This window comes from Candidatus Glassbacteria bacterium, assembly GCA_019456185.1.
Lineage (GTDB): Bacteria > Gemmatimonadota > Glassbacteria > GWA2-58-10 > GWA2-58-10 > JAJRTS01.
In genome coordinates, this window is the sequence record VRUH01000002.1 from 165550 (window position 1) to 184227 (window position 18678).

Annotated in this window: 15 protein-coding genes; 2 read left to right on the plus strand and 13 right to left on the minus strand. The window is 59.0% G+C overall.

The features are described 5' to 3' along the window. Positions 1–130 precede the first annotated feature (130 nt). On the minus strand, positions 131–874 hold the full coding sequence (locus FVQ81_01765; GenBank protein MBW7995300.1) for a hypothetical protein: 744 nt from the start codon (positions 872–874) through the stop codon (positions 131–133). A gap of 218 nt (positions 875–1092) precedes the next feature. Here FVQ81_01765 and FVQ81_01770 point away from each other — a divergent pair, with 218 nt between their 5' ends. Then, positions 1093–1497: a hypothetical protein gene (locus FVQ81_01770; protein MBW7995301.1), complete on the plus strand. Its 405-nt coding sequence runs from the start codon at positions 1093–1095 to the stop codon at positions 1495–1497. Between the two features lie 141 nt (positions 1498–1638). On the opposite strand, the gene xerD is transcribed toward FVQ81_01770, so the two are convergent. From xerD to FVQ81_01830, 12 genes are all read right to left on the minus strand, one after another. After that, a complete protein-coding gene (gene xerD / locus FVQ81_01775; protein MBW7995302.1) occupies positions 1639–2574 on the minus strand; it encodes a site-specific tyrosine recombinase XerD in 936 nt (311 codons plus the stop codon). Next, entirely contained in the window at positions 2571–3194 is a 624-nt protein-coding gene (locus FVQ81_01780) for an MBL fold metallo-hydrolase (GenBank protein ID MBW7995303.1), read from the minus strand. The genes xerD and FVQ81_01780 overlap by 4 nt, the downstream gene beginning before the upstream one ends. Continuing rightward, positions 3166–5040, minus strand: coding sequence for an excinuclease ABC subunit UvrC (uvrC, locus tag FVQ81_01785; protein MBW7995304.1), 1875 nt, complete (start codon positions 5038–5040; stop codon positions 3166–3168). Before uvrC ends, FVQ81_01780 begins: the two co-directional genes overlap by 29 nt. A gap of 120 nt (positions 5041–5160) precedes the next feature. After that, complete coding sequence (locus FVQ81_01790; GenBank protein MBW7995305.1) at positions 5161–6516, minus strand: tetratricopeptide repeat protein; 1356 nt, start codon at positions 6514–6516, stop codon at positions 5161–5163. A 26-nt stretch (positions 6517–6542) separates the two neighbouring features. After that, on the minus strand, positions 6543–8354 hold the full coding sequence (locus tag FVQ81_01795) for an AAA family ATPase (GenBank protein ID MBW7995306.1): 1812 nt from the start codon (positions 8352–8354) through the stop codon (positions 6543–6545). A 49-nt stretch (positions 8355–8403) separates the two neighbouring features. Next, positions 8404–10212 carry a hypothetical protein gene (locus tag FVQ81_01800; GenBank protein MBW7995307.1) on the minus strand — a complete coding sequence of 603 codons (1809 nt, stop codon included), beginning with the start codon at positions 10210–10212 and terminating at the stop codon, positions 8404–8406. Between the two features lie 75 nt (positions 10213–10287). Continuing rightward, positions 10288–10842 (minus strand): hypothetical protein, encoded by a 555-nt coding sequence (locus FVQ81_01805; GenBank protein ID MBW7995308.1) that lies wholly within the window; start codon positions 10840–10842, stop codon positions 10288–10290. A 10-nt stretch (positions 10843–10852) separates the two neighbouring features. After that, positions 10853–12481, minus strand: coding sequence for a hypothetical protein (locus tag FVQ81_01810; GenBank protein ID MBW7995309.1), 1629 nt, complete (start codon positions 12479–12481; stop codon positions 10853–10855). A 19-nt stretch (positions 12482–12500) separates the two neighbouring features. Continuing rightward, on the minus strand, positions 12501–13073 hold the full coding sequence (locus FVQ81_01815) for a hypothetical protein (GenBank protein ID MBW7995310.1): 573 nt from the start codon (positions 13071–13073) through the stop codon (positions 12501–12503). Positions 13074–13078: 5 nt separating this feature from the next. Beyond that, positions 13079–14842, minus strand: a complete 1764-nt coding sequence (locus FVQ81_01820) for a prepilin-type N-terminal cleavage/methylation domain-containing protein (protein MBW7995311.1) — start codon at positions 14840–14842, stop codon at positions 13079–13081. After that, entirely contained in the window at positions 14839–16068 is a 1230-nt protein-coding gene (locus FVQ81_01825) for a type II secretion system F family protein (protein MBW7995312.1), read from the minus strand. Before FVQ81_01825 ends, FVQ81_01820 begins: the two co-directional genes overlap by 4 nt. Before the next feature lie 34 nt (positions 16069–16102). Further along, on the minus strand, positions 16103–17788 hold the full coding sequence (locus tag FVQ81_01830) for a type II secretion system protein GspE (protein MBW7995313.1): 1686 nt from the start codon (positions 17786–17788) through the stop codon (positions 16103–16105). Positions 17789–18109: 321 nt separating this feature from the next. On the opposite strand from FVQ81_01830, the gene FVQ81_01835 reads away from it, so the two are divergent. Beyond that, positions 18110–18678: glycosyltransferase family 2 protein (locus FVQ81_01835; protein ID MBW7995314.1), on the plus strand; the 569-nt coding region annotated here is incomplete at its 3' end.

Here is an 18678-nt window from a genome sequence, read left to right on the forward strand (position 1 = left end):
AAACCATAAAATAGGTTGCGTACTTTTTCCAGTCAAGATATTTCGTCTGATTCAACTCCCCCGGAGCAGTTTTACCCCATTTACGGTCTGCAACAGGTCTTTGAGCTTTTGACAGGCAATCCAGGGCTGTTTATTCATTTTTATCTCTCCCTGCTTTCGACGCTTCCAGCATACCCACGGGCAAGTTCAGCAGGGTCTCGAGATATTCGGCCGCTTCGGCGCCCTTCCCATAATACGCAACTTCCGCTTCATCATCACCCAGCGCGAGCAGTCCATTGCAGCAGCCCAGCAGCGCCGCCGGACTCGAGGTGCCGGCCAGGATTATCGCGCCACGGTTTCGCTGGCGGCTGATAAATTCGGCGACGGCCCGGGTGCGCACTCCGTCCATCCGCTCCAGCGGACTGTACAGGATCCAGCAAAGCGGCTGAGCCAGAGACTGGGAGGCCAGCAGCAGACAGCGGCGCTCGCCTTCGCCAAGCTCCCAGACCGAGTGGTTCAGCTTCCGAGAGAAATCGAGCCCGAACGGGATTTCCTCTCCGTGCCCGGTGTTGTCCCGCCTGCCCGCTTGAGCAGCGTAGAAAGCCAGCTGTTCTCCCACAGTCGTCCCTGCAAAGTATTCCCTGCCCGGCGGCGGCAGGACTGCAACCGATGGCAGGAAATTCGTCCGATATGTGCCATCCTGCTTCGCTACTTCGACCGTAAAGCGGCCGTCCGGACAGATTCCGGCCAAATTGTCCAGCAGCGGCCCCCAGATCTGCTCGTCCCTGGCCCAGACAATCACGGCATCGGCGGGAAAAACGGACAGGAGGAACTCGCCCTCATCGCGTTTATCCCGGAACCCGCTAACATTAATTTTATCGAAATCCGCGCCCATAAGTGCTCCGGAGTGCTCTGTGAAAAAAAATACTAAACCTTGACAAAATTATAACGATTATGTAATTATGGGCTTTGTATGCATTTGTAAGATCGCAGCCGGCTGCGGACCGTTGCGGCAAGTAAGTTGTGAAACTGATCAAATATTCAATTCATCAAGTTTGCAAACAATTGGTTTCTTAAGATAGATCGCACCTTTCACCGAACAGGAAGCCCCCCATGAAAGCTGTGTTCGCCGCTCTGCTCGCCGTTGGTCTGGCCGTCGGACTTGCATCGGCCGATGAGAAATCAGAGAAGGGAAGTTTTGGCGTGGTTATCAACCAGAACTTCGTATTTTTCTCCTATGTTTTGACCTATATCGGCGATAGCGAAACAGCCGAGGGGCATGTTGCATTCTTTCTCGAATTCAAGGATAACAAGGGTTACGATATCCCCAACGAGGTCGACGATACGGAAACGTACCTTAAAATCGGCGTCAAAAAGATTACGGGCAAAGCCGAACGCAAAAGCAGCGAGTCAGTAATGCTGCTGTTTCCCCTGGAAGACGGACAGAAACTCAAGGGCCGGGTAACCGTCTACACCAGGATTTTCGACAGCAAGTTGAAAAAACGCTTCCGCTTCTGATCTCCGCCCTTTCAATCAATATACGGTTTGCAGCGCCGGGACGCCACCAGCTCCCGGCGTTTCTGCTTGGAGAACCGATTGCCACCCCTTCCTACATTCCCTGCTCGCAGGATGTTCCCGAAATATTGCAGTAACGCTAAGCTAGGCCCGGGGATGAAAGTCGCGATGAACCTGACGGAGAGTGTCGCTGGAAAGGTGGGAGTAGATCTTGGTCGTGCTGATATCCGCGTGCCCTAACATCTCCTGGACAACCCGCAGGTCCGCGCCGTTTTCGACCAGATGCGTGGCGAATGAGTGACGGAACACGTGGGGATAAACCCGGCTTTCGATACCCGCGAGACGGGCGTATTTCTGCAGTATTTTCCAGATTCCCATCCTGGTGACCGGTCTGCCGCCGCGCCGGTTGAGAAAAACGCTCGCTCCGCCTCCGCCCTTGTCCAGCAGGGGGCGTTCGATTGCGATATATTCACCCAGAGCGGCCAGTGCCAGCTCACCGAGCGGGACAACCCGCTCCTTGCCGCCCTTGCCGAACACTATCACCAGCGCCTCGGTGAAGCGAATATCCTCCAGGCGCAGCCCAACGACTTCCGATACGCGCATCCCGGTGCCGTACATCAGCTCGATCAACGCCCTGTCGCGCAGCCCGCCGGCTTTCGCTGTATCTATTTCGTTCAGCATGGCCACGATTTCGTCCAGGGTCAGGACTTCGGGCAGCTTACGGCCGCGGCGGGGCAATTCCAGCTTACGGGCGGGATTCGACCGCACCACATCTTCGCCGCAGAGGAAACGGAAATAGAGACGAATGGAACTCAGCTTGCGCGACAGCGAACTGGCCGCCAGGCCGGTCTCGGCCAGCTCGTTCAGATAATCGGCTACGAGTGCGCGGTCGATATCCGCTGGCCCGCCTGCTCCCGCGCGCACAGCCTCAGCGGCAAAACAGGCCACATCGCGCGTGTAAGCGCCGATAGTGTTGGCCGCCAGGTTACGCTCGAACACCAGATAGTCCCCGAACTGCTCGAGCAGGAAAGTGCGTGGGACAGGCGGAGCGGAGCCGGCTGTATCGTTTTCGTCACTCATATCAGGAACGGGTTGTGCCGCTTCTCGATACCGATCGTCGTATCGCGGCCGTGGCCGGGGTAGACTATCGTATCATCCGGCAGCGTGAGCAGGTTTTCCCTGATTTTCGAGAGCAGCAAATCCTCATCGCAGCCGGGAAAATCGGTCCGGCCGACCGAACCCATGAACAGAGCGTCACCGGTAAAAACCACCCCGTGCCCGTGGAACGATACTCCTCCCGGGCTATGACCCGGCGTGTGGAGCACCTCCAGTTCGTGTCCGCCGAACTCAACCCGACCGCCAACCTCCAGGAAGCCATCGGCCGGCGGGCTGACAACCGGCAGGCCGTAGAACGCGCTCATGTTCAGCCGGGGGTCGGCCAGCAGGGGAGCCTCGTCCGGGTGGATCAGCAGCGGAACACCGAACCTTGTCCTTACCGCCCGGTTGGCGGCCACATGGTCGCCGTGGCCGTGGGTATTGAGGATATACTGCGGTTTTATCCGCCGGCTTTCGATTTCGGCGATAATCCTCGCCCCCTCGCCGCCGGGGTCGATCACCACGCCGGCGCCCGAGTCTTCGTCCCAGGCCAGGTAGCAGTTGGACTGCAGCGGATCAAGCTGAATCTTGCGCACTGCGAGCATCGCTTTTCCCATCGTTCAGAAAGTCCGCCACCTTGCGGGCCATCGCCTGCGAAAACCCTTTAACTCCCGACAGCTGCTCGACAGAGGCCCGGGCCACAGCCGCCGGCGAGCCGAATTCCTCCAGCAGCGCGGCTGTCCTGGACGGCCCTATTCCGGGGATCCGGTTGAGCTTTGAATCGAGCGTATTTTTGCTGCGGACCTTGCGATGGTATTCCACCGCGAAACGATGGGCCTCGTCGCGGACCCGCATCAGCATGCGCAGCGCCTCGCTGCGCCGGGAAAGACCGAACGGCTCCGGGTTTCCCGGCAGGTACAGCTCCTCCTCGCGCTTGGCCAGGGCTACAATCTGCGGCAGTTCCAGACCCGTTTCACTGATCGCCTCCACCGCCGCGCCAAGCTGGCCCTTGCCCCCGTCGATCACAACCAGGTGCGGGCATTCGATTTCACCACCGGCCACCCGGCTGAAATAGCGGCCCACGGCCTCCTTCATCATCGCAAAATCGTCCTGCCCGCTCTCACGGCGAATCCGGAACTTGCGGTATGCGCTCTTGAGCGGTTTGCCGTTCCGCGAACAGCTCATCGCGGCCACGGCGTGGCTGCCCTGGATCGTCGAGACGTCGAAACAGACGATCAGCCGTGGCAGGCGTTTGAGGCCCAGGGTTTTCTGCAGCTCAAGCAGGGCCTCGGGCACCCGCTGGCGCGCCTGCTCGCGGTGCATCACGACTTCCTCGAGCAGAAGGTGGCTGTTGCGCTCGGCCATCCGCACCAGCCGGACCTTGTCGCCCCGCTCGGGAACGTGAAGGCGCACCTTGCGCCCTGAACGCTGGCTCAGCCACTTTTCGTAGAGTCCCGCGTCCTCGATCCGGTGGCTGAGATAGACGGCGGGAGGGTATTCCCTGTCTCCCAGGTAGGTGTGGCCGATAAAGGCGTTGAGTACCTCTTCGGGCGGCTCTTGAAGGTTGTTGCGCAGGAGGCGGTGCTCGCTGCCCAGCATCTTTCCGCCGCGGATTTTGAACACCACCGCGCAGGCGTCGCGGCCGTCCACCGACAAGGCCACCACGTCTGCGTCCTCTCCCCCCGGCGCATCCATCCGCTGGCGCTGACTGACTTTCTCCACGGCCTTCAACTGGTCGCGGCAGCGCGCCGCCAGCTCGAAATCCAAGCCCTCGGACGCCGCTTTCATCTTGTGCCGCAGCCTGTCGGCGATCGGCTCGGTGCGGCCTTCCAGGAACTGGATCACCTCGGCCACCATCTCAGCGTAGTCTGCTTCCGTAATATGTCCGTGGCAGGGGGCCGAGCAATGCCCCAGGTGGAAGTTCAGGCACTCGCGCGCACCGCGCTGCTCGGGCAGCTTGTGACGGCAGGTGCGCAGGGGGAACACCTTGCCCAACACCTCCAGGGTGGTGCGCAGGGCGCCGGCATCGGTGTACGGCCCGAAATAGCGCGAACCGTCGTTGCTGTACTTGCGGGTGACAAACGCGCGCGGGAACGGCTCGGCCGTGGTAACCTTGAGAAAGGGATAGCGCTTGTCGTCCTTGAGGTCGACGTTGTAGCGCGGACGGTGTTCCTTGATCAGGTTGCACTCCAGCAGCAGGGCCTCGATCTCGCTGTCAGTGACAAGATAGTCGAACGTGGCGATCCGGCTCACCATCGCGGCCACCTTGGGATTGGCCGGAGTTCCCCGGAAATAACTGCGGACCCTGTTGGCCAGTTTCTTGGCTTTGCCGACATAAATAATCTTCCCCGCCTCGTCGCGCATCATGTACACGCCCGGCCGCATGGGCAGAGTGGACAGTTTCTGCTCGACAGCGGATTCGCTCCCGCATTTTGCGTTTTGCCCGGCCATCAACAGTTCCCGGCAGCTGCCATGTAAAAATACGTACTTTCCACCCGGCGAAAAAATGACCCGGCAGGAAAAATACAAAAAATCCGCTGATATCTCAAATTATTACACGCGGCGGGAGAGTCAGTTGCCGACAGGCAAGGCGCCGGGAGTCAGTTGTCGCAAGCGGTTGCCGACCTTGGCGTTAAGCTGCTCCGAGCCGCCTCCGCCGGAGAGGAAAGAACGGTAGTGGCGGGCGGCGAGCGAAAGCTGGCCGGTCTGCTCGAAAAGGAGGGCGAGATTGTAGTGGGCCGCCGCGTATCCCGGATCGACAGCCAGCGCCTTGCGGAAACTCTGCTCGGCCTGCTCGGCCCTGTTCAGCCTGCGATAAATCAGGCCCATGTTGTTCAGCGCATCCAGGTTGCCCGGCTCCAGATCGACCGCCCTGTCGGCCTGCTCGAACGCCAGTTCATACTGGCCGCCGTGGTAATAGGCCACGGCCATATTGTTGCGGGCTTTACTGTAATTCGGATCGATCAGCAGCGCTTTCTGCAGTACGGAAACAGCTTTTTCATATTCACCGATCTGGTTGTAGAGCACACCCATATTACTGTAAACTTCGGCGTTATGCGGGGAAAGACGGATCACTTCAGCGTATTCGCTCAACGCCTCGCGGACATCGCCCTTGCGCTGGAAATAGACAGCCATGTTGAAATGGTAGATATCCTCGCGAAGGCGCTTGTCCTGCTCGCCCTTGTGGACAATCGAACTCGGAGATCGAGGGAGCGGCGGCGCGGGAACAGCGTTATCCGGCACCGATCCTGACATCTGCCCGGCCTCCGGAGCGTCCGGCAGGAAAGTCAACTCACTTCCGGCGCTTTCCGCACCCGCGTTTTCAGCGGATGCGTCTTCCGGTACAGCGGCCGATGCCTGGTCTGAACCGGCTTCCGGGACCGGCGGGACAGCCGGATCAGCCGCATCGCCACCAGGCGCTTCCTCTGCATCCGCCGCCGCTTTTTCAGTTGCGTCCTCGCCCTCTTCGGCCGCCCGCGACGGCTCTCCAGCCTGAGGCTCGGCCGGCTGTGAACCCGGCTGAGATGCGGATAGCTGCTCGCCGGTTGCCGAGACGCCGCCCCGGGTCATCCCCGGCAGGTAGACACTATTTACGTAGTAGATCACAGCGGCGAACGCCACCAGCACGGTGGCGAAAATCGCCGCGATCCTCACTTTGCGCTGCTGCCAGATTTTCGGTTTTCCGGAGGGCTTCGCGGTCTTTTTGGCCCTGGATGCCGGGGCTGCCTTGGCCGCGGGTCCGGCGCTCACCACGGGCGGGACGGTCACCGGCTTGGCCCTGGGAGCGGGAGCAGCCGGCTGAGCCTGGGCCGCCGCTTTGGGCTGCCCCGCGTCCTTAGCCTTGCCCAGCTCGAACGGCGGCGGTGTATCGCCACCCGTGCGGCCCTTACGCTGTGCCTTTTTCAATGCTTCGGCTATGATACTCATCGCAACCGCGCGCCCCGAGTTGTGATTTAATTAAACGGCCAGTAACCGAGCCGCTCGACCAGAGTCCCGCTCAAGCCCGCCTCGTCGATCCTGTCACCGAGAAATGCGGCCTGGTCCCGGTTTTCAAATGCCCCGGCATACAGCCGCCAGGTGTTGTTCCGTTCCTCTTTATGCAGCGCCAGCACGTAGAATGGAATCCGCCAGCGGCGCATGTACTCGCCGCCTCTCTGCTCGGCGCTGGCCCGGTCACCGAAATCACCCAAGTTATAAGCCAGCGAGGTTTCTACCACACGGGCTCTGCCCTGGCGCAGGATTCCGCGCTCCTCGAGCCTGCCCAGTTCGGTCCGGCTCGCATCGCTGGAGGGAAACCCGCCGTAGAACAGCCTGTACCACCGTCCCCCAAGCTGCGCCACGTGGAGCGGCACCACGAACAGTTCACGCTCCAGTCCCTGCTCATCGAACAGGCGTGCCTGCTCCAGCGCATCTTCCAGACTGCGGAATGCTCCCAACTGCAACGAAAACGCAAGCCTGACCGCCGGGACCTCCGGCGAGCGCTGAACCGCATTGGTCTCGATACCTTCACGCTGCGGCGAGGGTGCCGCGGTCGTTGTGCCGGCAGGAGCGCCGCCGTTTCGTTTTGCGATATTCCAGGTCAGCAAAGAGGCGGCCACAATCAGTGCGACCATGGCCAGGCCAATTATAACGGTTTTAAGGGGACCGGACAGGCCGCTTTTTTTGCGCTCCCAGGGTTGCTCCACCGCTTCATCGGGACGATGTTCCCCGGCTGCCCCGGCCAAATCCTCCTCGACTTCCCCCGCGGGAGCTTTGTCCTGAAGCTGCGGTTGTTCGATTTTCGGGGCCGGACCGGCCTCCATGTTACCTTCCAGCGACTCCCGGCAACGCAAGACGGTATTGCCATCCAGCTTGCGGGCCTGGTCGACATAGCCGGCCAGCAGGCAACGCTCGCAGATCAGGTTGACCAGCCGGGGTACGCCGCGGGAATAGTCGTAAAGCTGCTGGAACGCATCCTCGCTGAACGTGACCGAACTGTTGGAACCGGCTACGAACAGCCGGTGCTCGATATAGCGCTTGGTCTCCTCGAACCTCAGCGGGTTCAACTGGTAGCGGATCGCGATCCGCTGGTTCAGCTGACGCAGCGCAGTGCTTTCGAGCTTGCGCTTGAGTTCGAGCTGGCCCACCAGGACAATCTGCAGCAGCTTCTGCTTGGTTGTTTCCAGGTTCGAGAGGATCCTGACCTGCTCGAGCACCTCGAGCGACAGGTTCTGCGCCTCGTCGATAATCAGGACCGCGTTGCCCCCCTGCTCCACCAGTTCCAGCAGGTAGGCGTTCAGACGGTCGATAAGCTCTTTTTTGGTCGGACGTTCGGCTGCGGGCTGCTGGACTTTTTCCAGGATGTTGCGCAGCACCCGTTCACCAGGCATCAGCGGATTGAGTTCCAGGGCGTTCTGAGTTTCCTCATCCAGGCTGTCGAACACTTTGCGGCTGGACTTTTCCCCGCCGCCGTCGGCTGCCACGACCCGCTTGATCCCGAGGGCGAAATCCTCGACAACGGCTTCCAGGAGTTCCTGTTCGCTGAGCAGCGGGTTCAGAATCAGGGCGGTAGCGACATTATCGTCCAGGCGATCCAGCAGTTCCCGGCAGATAGTTGTTTTGCCGGTGCCGATATCTCCCGCGATCAGGATAAACCCCTCCCGCTCCTGGATCCCGTAAGTCATGTGGTCCAGGGCCTGGCGATGGCTGTCGCTGAGGAAGAGAAACCGGGGGTCGGGTGTCAGGGAAAACGGTTTCTCCTGGAGTCCGTAAAAGTCGAGGTACATAGGCCCCTGTACGCATCCGTCGGCCCCGGTTTAGCGCGGGGAACCGGGCTTAGTTACTCCTGAATTCACCACTGGAAACACGGTAGCTTTTAGCCACTTCCTTGTAGCGAGTCAGTTGTCCGGCTTCGCTGGTCAGCTCGCTTGAAGTCCGGCTGAAATTGATATATGGCGTAAGCAGGATCACCAGCTCCACTTTCTGGCGATCCACGCTGACCTGGCGAAACAGGTTCCCCAGCAACGGGAGCTTGGAGAGAACGGGAATTTCTTTGACGCTTTCGCTTTCCCGTTCCTGGATCAGACCGGCCAGGATAATCGTCTGGCCGTGGCGGACCCTGGCCACCGTGTCGAGTTCGCGGATGTCGGTTATCGGGCTGGTGCTGAGCCCGTCCGGGCTGACGGCCACCGCGGCTATCGAGGTTATCGAGGGCCGGATCGCCATGATGATAGTCCCGTCATCGCCAATCTGCGGGGTCAGATTCAGCACCACACCTGTCGGCTGCTGAATCGGAACATAGTTGATTACCGCCTGAGTGGCCGGGCTGGTGGCAGTGGCCGGCTGGCCCGGAGTCTCCTTGCGCTGGAAAAATGTCTCGTTGCGGGCGATCCTGATAACCGCGGGCTGGTTGTTCAGCGTGCTGACCTGCGGGCTTTGCAGGATATTGATCTTGCCGTGCTTGGAGAGGGCGGTCAGGATGGCGCTGACATTGTCGTTGGATACGCCGATCTGGAATTCGCGGGACGAGGGGCTGAGCGCCTGCGAGGCCAGTGCACCGCCGACCAGCCCGCCGCCCAGGCTCGAAACCCCGGTAACGTTGGGAATCACCGACCAGTCCAGCCCGGCTTCGTAAGAATCGTTCAGGTTGATTTCCACGAACCGGGCCTCGATCAGCACCTGACGATGCAGGCTGGCTTCCATCGCCGTCAGAAACGCTTCGGCGTTCTCCAGCACCTCGCGTGTGGCCGTAATCTGGATTACGCCGCTGTTGGGTTCCACGACGAGCCGATGGCCGGTTAAGGGATCGTTGCCGGCGTAGCTGCCCTCGGCGGTGATCTGCCCGGTGAGCTGAGTGCCAAGTCCCAGCACGATTTCCATCAAGCTGTTACGGATATCCGACCAGAGGTTGACGATATTCTGGGTCTGGAGCTGCGTATTACTCTGCGGGATCAGGCTTCCGCCCGCCTCACCGCTTAGTCCGGTGATATTCATCTGGCCAATCAACTGACGGGCGACGTTGAGATAGTCAACGGTGAACACCCTGGTTTCCAGGCCCGGCAGATCGACGTACAAAAAGTTCTCCTCGAGCCGGTAGTCGTAGCCGCGGAGATCCAGAGCGATCTCCAGAAACTTGTGAAATGTGACATCGCGCAGGCTTATCGTAATCGAGTCGGTGATCTGGGGATCGAGCACGAGGTTGTAGCCCAGCATGTCGCACATCGACTGCAGGGTTTCGCTCAAATTCGCAGCATCCAGATTGATATCAAACACGTTCTCGGCGCGGTTGAATGAATAATCCGCGGGCTTTTCCTGCTCGAGTTGGGGAAGAACCAGCTCCTCGAGTCCCTGCTGCTCCGGCTCATCCTGCAGGCTGATCCTCGCCGGGACGCCGGCATTGGAATCGGGGGCGGTTCTGCGCACGGTCTGACGGCGGCATGACATCGAACTGAGCAGAATCAGCAGGCACAGGGATATGAATGAAATTACCCTGACGGTCATCCTGCGAGTCAATAAATCAACCAGTCGTGTAGGCATCGGGACAGCTCCGGTCTCGGGATTTCGTTTCATCGCTGTTAGGCCGCATGTCTGCGGCGTCAGTACATCTTTAAACATTGAGTGGACGCAAGAAACGAACCATATCATTAAAGGCCCTAACTGTCTGCAACAGGTAAAATACCGGCATTTTATTCCTTGCGGACGGGAAATAATTGCCCGCGCTCACCCGGCCGCTGGCGAATAATAGCTTCTGATCACCATCTGGACGTTGATCAGCGGCAGGCTTCGGTTAACCTCGAGCGAAACAACCTCGATCAATCTGTCGGCCAGTTTCAGGCCGTCCACGTAACCTTTCAGCCCCGCGTAGTCGCACTCGAAATTGAGCTGAATGTCAAAACCACGGCGCGGGATACCATCAGTCGCGTAAGTCGTATCTGTGCCGGCAAGTTCCTGGCGGGTAAAGTTCTGGAGTTCGCGCCCGACCGCCAGCCGTGAAAGAAGGGCGTACAATCCGCTCATCTGTTTGGCGGCGGGCAATCTCCTGTGAATTTGCTCCTCCAGCCTGCGCCACTCCTCACGCTCCTCGGCTATCGGCGGATCGTAATAATTCATCTGGCGGACAAGCTGTTCGATCCTGGCCCGGTTGGCGGCCGGCTGCTTCCTGTATTCAGAAATTTTTTCCAACTCCGGCCTGTACAAACCGAACCACGCCGCGGCGAAGATGAACAGAATCGCCAGCGGCAGGATTACCTTACGCACTCCACTTGGTAAAGTCATGCCCGGCTCCTCAGGACGGCAGTTCGCAATTTACTTTGAATCTCAAGACGTACCTGCCGCCTTCGTTACTGGAAGAAATTTCCGGCTCGGCTACTTCGAGGAACAGCCCTGAAGCTGTCAACTTGCCATAGAAGGTATTGAACGTACTGTCACTGTCGGCTATTCCCAACCCATCGACCTGCCCGTAGATTTCCGCTACTCTGACCGTATCGCCTTTGACTGCCAGGCGCTGGAGCGTTATTTCAGGGGGCAGGATATGGCTGAGCGCTATCAGCAGCTCATCTGTCGAGCCCTGCCCAAGCTCGAAGCCGGCCAGGAAAGCGCGGCGTTTTTCGGCCAGGTTACGCTGAGTTGTCACGACAGCGATATCATCCAGCTTGGCGGTCATCTCAGCGATCACTTTCTCCTCGTTGTTCTGGGCCAGCAGTTCCTCGAGTTCCACCCGGCTGCCGCGGATCATCAGGTATCCCACACTCAGCACTATCAGCAGGATAACCGCTGCGGCGATCGTGATCACCTTTTGAGCCCGCTCCCTGTAGCGGTTGATATACGCTTCGGGGACAAAATTCAGCTTGCCGTCCCGCAGGCTCTGCATGGCCGCGCCGACAGGCAGGCACAGCGAGGGAAAAATCCGTCCCAGCTTGGCTGCCCTGTCGCCCATGTGAGTTGTGTCAAAAGCCTCCATCGGCGAGAAGATCACGCCCTCGATTCCGAGGTTCTGCTCGAACGCCTCCGCCATCTCCTCGAGGTTGAACGCCTCGCCGCTGAGCACGGCCGAGGTGACCCCCTCGCCGCGAAACCGCTGCTTGAAATAAAGCAAGCTGCGGTTGACCTCGGTAAGCAGCTTGTCCTGGTCGGCCATGTAACGGGCGCTGGCGAACTTGCGCTTTGCGGTAAGCGGCTGGCTTTGCTCCTGCTGCTGTTCCTCTTTGTTCAGCACGGTCTGGAACTCACGGGAAAACACCCACATGCCCTTGTTGGCGATTACCAGATAGCTCCTGTCGCGCTCCAGGTGCACTGCCGCCGTTATCGCGCCGGCGTATTTCTCACCCATCAGACCCATCGAAGCGATCAGCGACATCGGCACGGTGGTGATCAGTTCCGTGTCCAGACCGCAATGCTCCATCAGCTTGATAATCCGCTGGGAGCTTTCGCGGTAAATCACTCCCACCAGTACGTCGGTCTTGCGGCCTTTCTTCACACTGCGTTCGTACCAGTAGTCGAAGGCGACATCACCCGGCGAGGCGTCAGGCACGATCTTTTTCAGCTCACGGCGCACCAGGCCGTTCATTTCGTTTTTGGCCAGGACGGGGAGATTAATCTGCCGCAGCTCGGTGCCCTGGTCGTAGACAGTGGCGTGGGCAATCCGGGCGGTCATCTCTTTCTCGCACATCAGCCCCACGACCTGATCGGCGGCCTCGGCCGTGTCGTCCATCAGCGGATCGATAGCCGAGAAGTTCATGATCCTGGGAGTGGAGCCGCTGCGGTCGATCTCCACTATCCGGAAGATATCTCCGGCCAGCTGAATCCCGATCACCAGTTTTCCCGTGCGGCGATAGAGACCCAATTGTTCGAGGACAGATGCCGGGGAAAATTTCTTTTTACCCCTGACGTTCTGGATGTCCTTGGCGTCACTCAACTCTGACCACCCTCCTCAGTCAGTTTTTCCGCATCCGGATGGAAACTCCGCTGTCGCCTTCCCTGTTGCGGATTGTCAGCGTTCTGCGCCTGCTCCCCTGCTCGAGCACGACCGTGGATTCGGTTATTTCCACCAACAGTTCCTGGCCGATCAGCTCGCCCTCCCGGTAAGCCTTGCCGCCGATCAAGGCCACGTAGTCGCCGCTGATATTATCCTTCAGAAGCGCCGATAATTTGAGAACGGGCGGCGGAGACAGGTCGGCCAGTGTTGGTTGTTCAACCACCAGTTCGCCCCTGGCGATCTTCCCGATCTCCTCGGGTGTGAGAAACGGGTTGCGGCCGATCGTGTCCGGCAGGTCCATTTTCGGTCCCGCAGTCTCCCGCAGGCTCTCATCCGCATTACTGTCTGCGCTTGCCGCAACCTGCATCTGCTGCTCGATCGCCGCGATTTCCGGGTTCGGTGGCGGACGGACCGCCTGGACCTGGGGCTGGGTCCCGGCCGACTGCTGCTTGAAGTAGTTGACCCAGTTCCAGCCGCCGAACACCACGCCGATCAGCGCCAGGGCGGCAAAAATGATGTATTTTGTACGCATATGGCTTAGAAGAACCCGGTAATAGTAAAAGGTGCGCTGTCGGAGGCACCGCCAGGATTTGTAATAATCAGGTCACGAATTACGGTTGTGAATGTAAAGCCGCAGTCCACGCGCACCATCACTTCGGTGGAACTGGTGAACGATATCTGGTCCACAGTCAGGGGGCTGCCGCTTGTCGAGGCGCTGAACCCGCTCAGGAAGTTCGATCCAGTCACCGTGATCCACACATTGTTCCTATTGTATCTCTCGCTGTTCGGATTGATCGAGCTGATATTGGGCACAATCTGGTTGACCGTAAAGGTGGCCTCATCAAATTTAGCATCCGTATTCGTCAGCCTCACCGTTCCCGCCCCGGTGGCGGCGGAGCCGGGGATGGTGATATTTACATCGACCTGAGTGCTGTTGACAAATGTCGTATTGTTAACAGTGATATTACCGTTACTGAACGTGACTGTCGGACCTGTCAGAAAATTCTGCCCCTGGAGAGTAACGGTCAGGTTCGTTTCCCCCTGGTCAGCGTTATCCGGCGATACCAGTGAGATCAGCGGCGAGGGGTTCGCGCCGCCGACCAGAACCTCGAACATGCTGGAGCCCGTGCCGGAGCCGCCGTCGGGATTGGTAACGGTCACGTTGCGATAACCTGTCGCCGCAGAACCCGAAATATCCACATATACCGTGAGCTGCGCAGCGCTCACGAAAGTAGCGGGAATAGTGTTAACCGTGATTCCGGTCCCGCTGAATGACACTGTGGCGCCGTCCACGAAATAAGCTCCGTCGATAGTCAGCAGCAGGCCGTTATCGCCCTGGCTGCCGTAACTCGGGGTGATCGCGGTTACCTGCGGCGAGGTTGTGCCCGGCAGCTGGCCCACAGTCGGGTCCAGCGAGTCGGCGTCGATCGCGTTCGGGGTGCCGTCACCATCGATATCGGGGTCCATACTGTCAGGGATCCCGTCGCCATCCAGGTCCTCTTTCCGGTCAGGTATTCCGTTGCCGTTAAGGTCCGTGTCGAGCCTCGTCATGTAGGCACTGTCCGAGAACTCTATCTGCGAACTGGTCGTGGCCCCGGGCAGGATGGTGACTACCTCCCGTTGGGTGGTGCCGGCTCCCAGGCTGGCGGTAACCGTCAGCACGTGCTTGCCCTGGTGCACGAACGACGGCAGTTCGAACTGCTGGTCTGTGGAATTGAACGTCATGGCCATATTGTCGGCGGTACCATCGTTGGCATACGCCAAACCGGCGGTAACCTGGTCGATGGCGGCATCGGTAATCAGCCGCCCGTTGATATATACCTGGACCTCGAGATCCCCCTTAAAAGAACTGAGCGGGTTGTCAGGATAAGAAATATCATCCCCGGTTCCGCTATTATCTGTCCCATCGGGACCGTAGCTGCGGATCCTGATCGGGCTGGTGTCAATTACATACGAGTTGGCATACACATCGGTGAACTTGGCTCCGCCTGCAAACGACAAATACGGCCCGTTCCATTCGCCGCCCAAACCGATGCCGTCGAGCAGTTCCTCGACAGAATCAGGCAGCACGCCCATGTCGCCGACGAAACCGAAATAATCCTCGTTGGCATCGCCCATCGAGGCCTCGTAGATCGCTTGCAGATCATCGAATATTCTCTCGTAGCGTGCCTGGTCGAGCTTGTTGAACATCACGGGCACAATTGCTGCGGCCAAAACAGCCATAATCGTAACCGCAACAATAATCTCGATCAGGCTGAAGCCCGGAGTGCAACAGGCTGTCTTGCTATTTTTGCAGCTCACCTACCCACCTCCTGTAGAGACAGCATCGGCAGGATAATCGACAGCACGACGAACAGAATTACGATACCGAGGGTGATAATAATCACGCTTTCCAGCGCGGTGAACAGCCGTTTGATAGTCTGGGGGACTTCCCTGTCGTAATACTGGCTCACTTTCTGCAAGGTTTCCTCGAGGTTACCGGTAGCCTCGCCGATCGAGACCATCCGGGTCACCATCGACGGGAACTCTCCGCTTTCGCGCAACGCCCCGGCGATCGACTGGCCCGTGCCCACCTGCAACCTGGCCCGGTGAACCACCTCGGCCAGCACGGCGTTGCCCACCAGCCGCTCAACCACCTCCAGGGCCTGCATGATATTCACACCCGCACCGAAGAGAGACGCCAGGTAATGGGAAAACCTGCTGAGGGCGATCTTGCGCAGCAGTTCGCCAAAAATCGGAACCTTCAACTTCATCCTGTCGATAGCCATCCGCCCCTGGGGCGTGCGGTTGGCCGCCCTGTAGGTAAAAAAGCCCGCAACCGCCCCGAAGATAATCAGCCACCAGAAGCTCTGGAAAAAACTGCTGATCGCGATCACGACCCTGGTCGGCAGCGGCAACGGGATATTGAAACTGTCGAACACGGTCAGGAACCGGGGCAGCACGAAGGTGAACATGATACCTATCAGGCCCATCACCGCCACCACGACGATAACCGGGTAGGTGGTCGCCTGCTTGATCGTGCCGACCAGTTCCTCCTGCCACTCCAGGAAGCCCACCAGTTCCTTGAGCACTTCGTCCACCCGGCCGGTGGACTCACCGCTGCGCAGGATAGCGACATACAGCTCGCCGAACACATCCGGGTAGGCCGCGAACGAATCCGAAATACTGCTGCCTTCCTGGATGGCGATTTTAATTCCCGAGATAACGTCCCTGAAATAACCGTTCTCGGTATCTTCGACCATATCGTCCAGGCCCTGCAGGATCGGCACGCCGGCGCCGAGGACAGTCGAGAGGTGGACCGTGAAGGTGATCAAATCTCCGCGCTTGACTTTTGAACGCACGACACGCCTGCCGCCCCGTGCTCCGCCACCACCCGGGCCCGCGTTTTTAGTGGTTTCCGCTGCGTCGATCAGGAACAGATTCTGCCCGTCAAGCGCAGCTTCGAGAGCATCCTCGGTTTCGGCGATCATCACGCCCTTGACTGTCTTGCCTGAATCGTTGGTTGCCTTGTACTCGAACGTGGGCATAAACTTGCCTGTCCTTTACCGGTAAAACCGTCGCTCAGCTGCCCGTGTAGGTTACCCGCAGTACTTCTTCGATACTCGTCTGCCCGTTGACCGCTTTGATCAACGCGTCGTGGAACAACGTAGCCATGCCCTCCTCGATTGCTGCTTTCTTAATCTCGGGACCGTCGACCCGCTCGAGGATCATGTTTTCGATTTTCTGGGTCACGGACAGGACTTCATAGATCGCGCAGCGGCCCTGGTAACCGGTTCCGGAGCAGTTGTCGCATCCGCTTCCCCGGTAAAACGTGTACTTGCCCGTCTTACTCTTGAGCCCCAATTTCTCCAGGTCGTCCTCGGTCGGCTCGTAGACAGTTTTGCAGTCCATGCAGATTTTACGGATCAGCCGCTGGGCCAGCACGCAGATCACCGAGCTGGAGACCAGAAACGACTCGATCCCCATGTCAATCAGCCGAGGGAACGAGCCGGCCGAGTCATTAGTGTGCAATGTGCTGAACACCAGGTGGCCGGTCAGGGCGGCCTGGATGGCGATCTCGGCGGTTTCCGCATCGCGAATCTCTCCGACCAGGATGATATCCGGATCCTGGCGCAGAATCGAGCGCATACCCGCGGCGTAAGTAAAGCCGGCCTTTACGTTTATCTGTCCCTGGCGAATCAGCGGAATCTCGTATTCCACCGGGTCTTCGAGGGTTATAATTTTTCGGTCGGAGTTGTTCAGGTAGGTCAGGGCGCTGTAGAGCGTTGTCGTCTTGCCGCTGCCGGTAGGTCCGGTTACCAGGATTATCCCGCTGGTGCGGGAGATCGCTTTTTTAAATCGCTCCAGGTTTTTGGGCGTAAAGCCCAACCTGTCAAGGCCCAGGATAACCTTGGCCTTGTCCAGCAGCCTCATCACCACGTTTTCCCCGGTGACTGTGGGGAAAGTAGAGACACGAAGGTCGATCTGGCGCTTGCCCATGAAAAAGCGGAACCGGCCGTCCTGGGGCAGACGGCTCTCGGCGATATTCAGGTTGCTCATCACCTTGATCCGCGCTGTCAGGGCTTGCTGGAGCGATTTGGGAAGCGCCGGGCCCTGGTGCAGAATGCCGTCCACCCGGTACCGGGTGCGGATCGTGTTGGTATCCGGCTCGAAATGAATGTCGGTGCATTCGCTTTTGATCCCCTTGATCAGCAACTGGTCCACCAGTTTGACCAGCGGAGACTCCGACTCCTCGGTGAGATCGCCCTCGGATTCCCCCGCCCGCTCTGTCTGCAGCGCCAGCTGCTCGATCCGCTCGTCGTCTTTGCCGGCCCCGAGGTAAAAAATTTCGATTGCAGCCAGGATATCGCTTTCGGTGGCCTGGACCACCTCGATAAACTTGCCGGTACGCTGCTGGAGTTGATCGGTCAGCATCACGTCGAAAGTATTGTCCATGGCCACGGTCAGGGTATCGCCGTCGAGCTTGATCGGCACCAGCTTGTTGCTCTTGGCGTATTCCTGGTCAATCAGGTTAATCGCGGCCTGGTCCACCTTGCGCTTGTCCAGATCCATCATCTCCACGCCGGCCTGCCTGGCCACCACGCTGGAGATATCCTCTTCGCCGCAGAAGCCCAGGCTGACCAGCACCTCTCCCAGCCTGCTGCCCGTTCGGCTCTGTTCCTTGACTGCGATCTGCAACTGATCCTGACTGATCAGGCCCATCGATACCAGCATTTCGCCAAGCGGTTGCGTGGACTGCATGGCCATCTCGCGTACCCCCCGGTGTCATTTTAGGCTGGAACGGCAACCGGAACGCCCCGTCAACTCCTGCAACTGTTTGCTAACCAGCCTGTAACGGTTTTCCCGCTTTATACTGCTGAATTTCTGCTAACTGCAAGAATAATGCTTGGTTCCAAATGCTTGAATTATAATATCATCCCCGCCATATTTAATCAAGCCAAATATCCAGAAAAACCGGGCAAAAGCTTGACATACTAAGGGCTTGCGCTTATACTCCTTCTGAATTGACCGGGCAGCCCGCCTCTGGCGGGATAATACCGCACGTCACCACCCTTCCCGGGGTCCGAGATGGCCGAGTCAACTGGAACCACAGACAGTTCCCCTGATCTAAGTGTCATAATCCCGATGTACAATGAAAGCGATAACGTCGGCCGAACTATCGATTCGGTACGCTCCACCCTGCGCGCGGCCGGTGAGCGTTTCGAGGTTATCTGTGTCGATGACGGGAGCAGCGATAACACGCGTGCCGAGCTCGAACGGATCGCGGGAGAACACGGCGATGTCCGGGTGGTGTCCTACGTGCCGAACAGGGGACGCGGCCATGCCCTGCGAACAGGATTTTCGCAGGCGCGGGGGAAGTATCTCGTCAGCGTGGACGCCGACCTGAGTTACAGCCCGGACCAGATTCTCAACTTACTGAACAGGCTGCGCCAGCCGGACAGGCCGGATATCGTGATCGGCAGCCCGTACATGCCGGGGGGGAGAACCGAGGGCGTCAGACCCGTGAGGCTGTTCATCAGCCGCTGCGCCAATATCCTGCTGCGCCAGGCAATGGGCCGCCGTTACTATACGGTGACCGGGATCTTCCGCGGCTACCGGCGCGAGGCCCTTGACTGCTTTGAGCTCTACAGCGACAG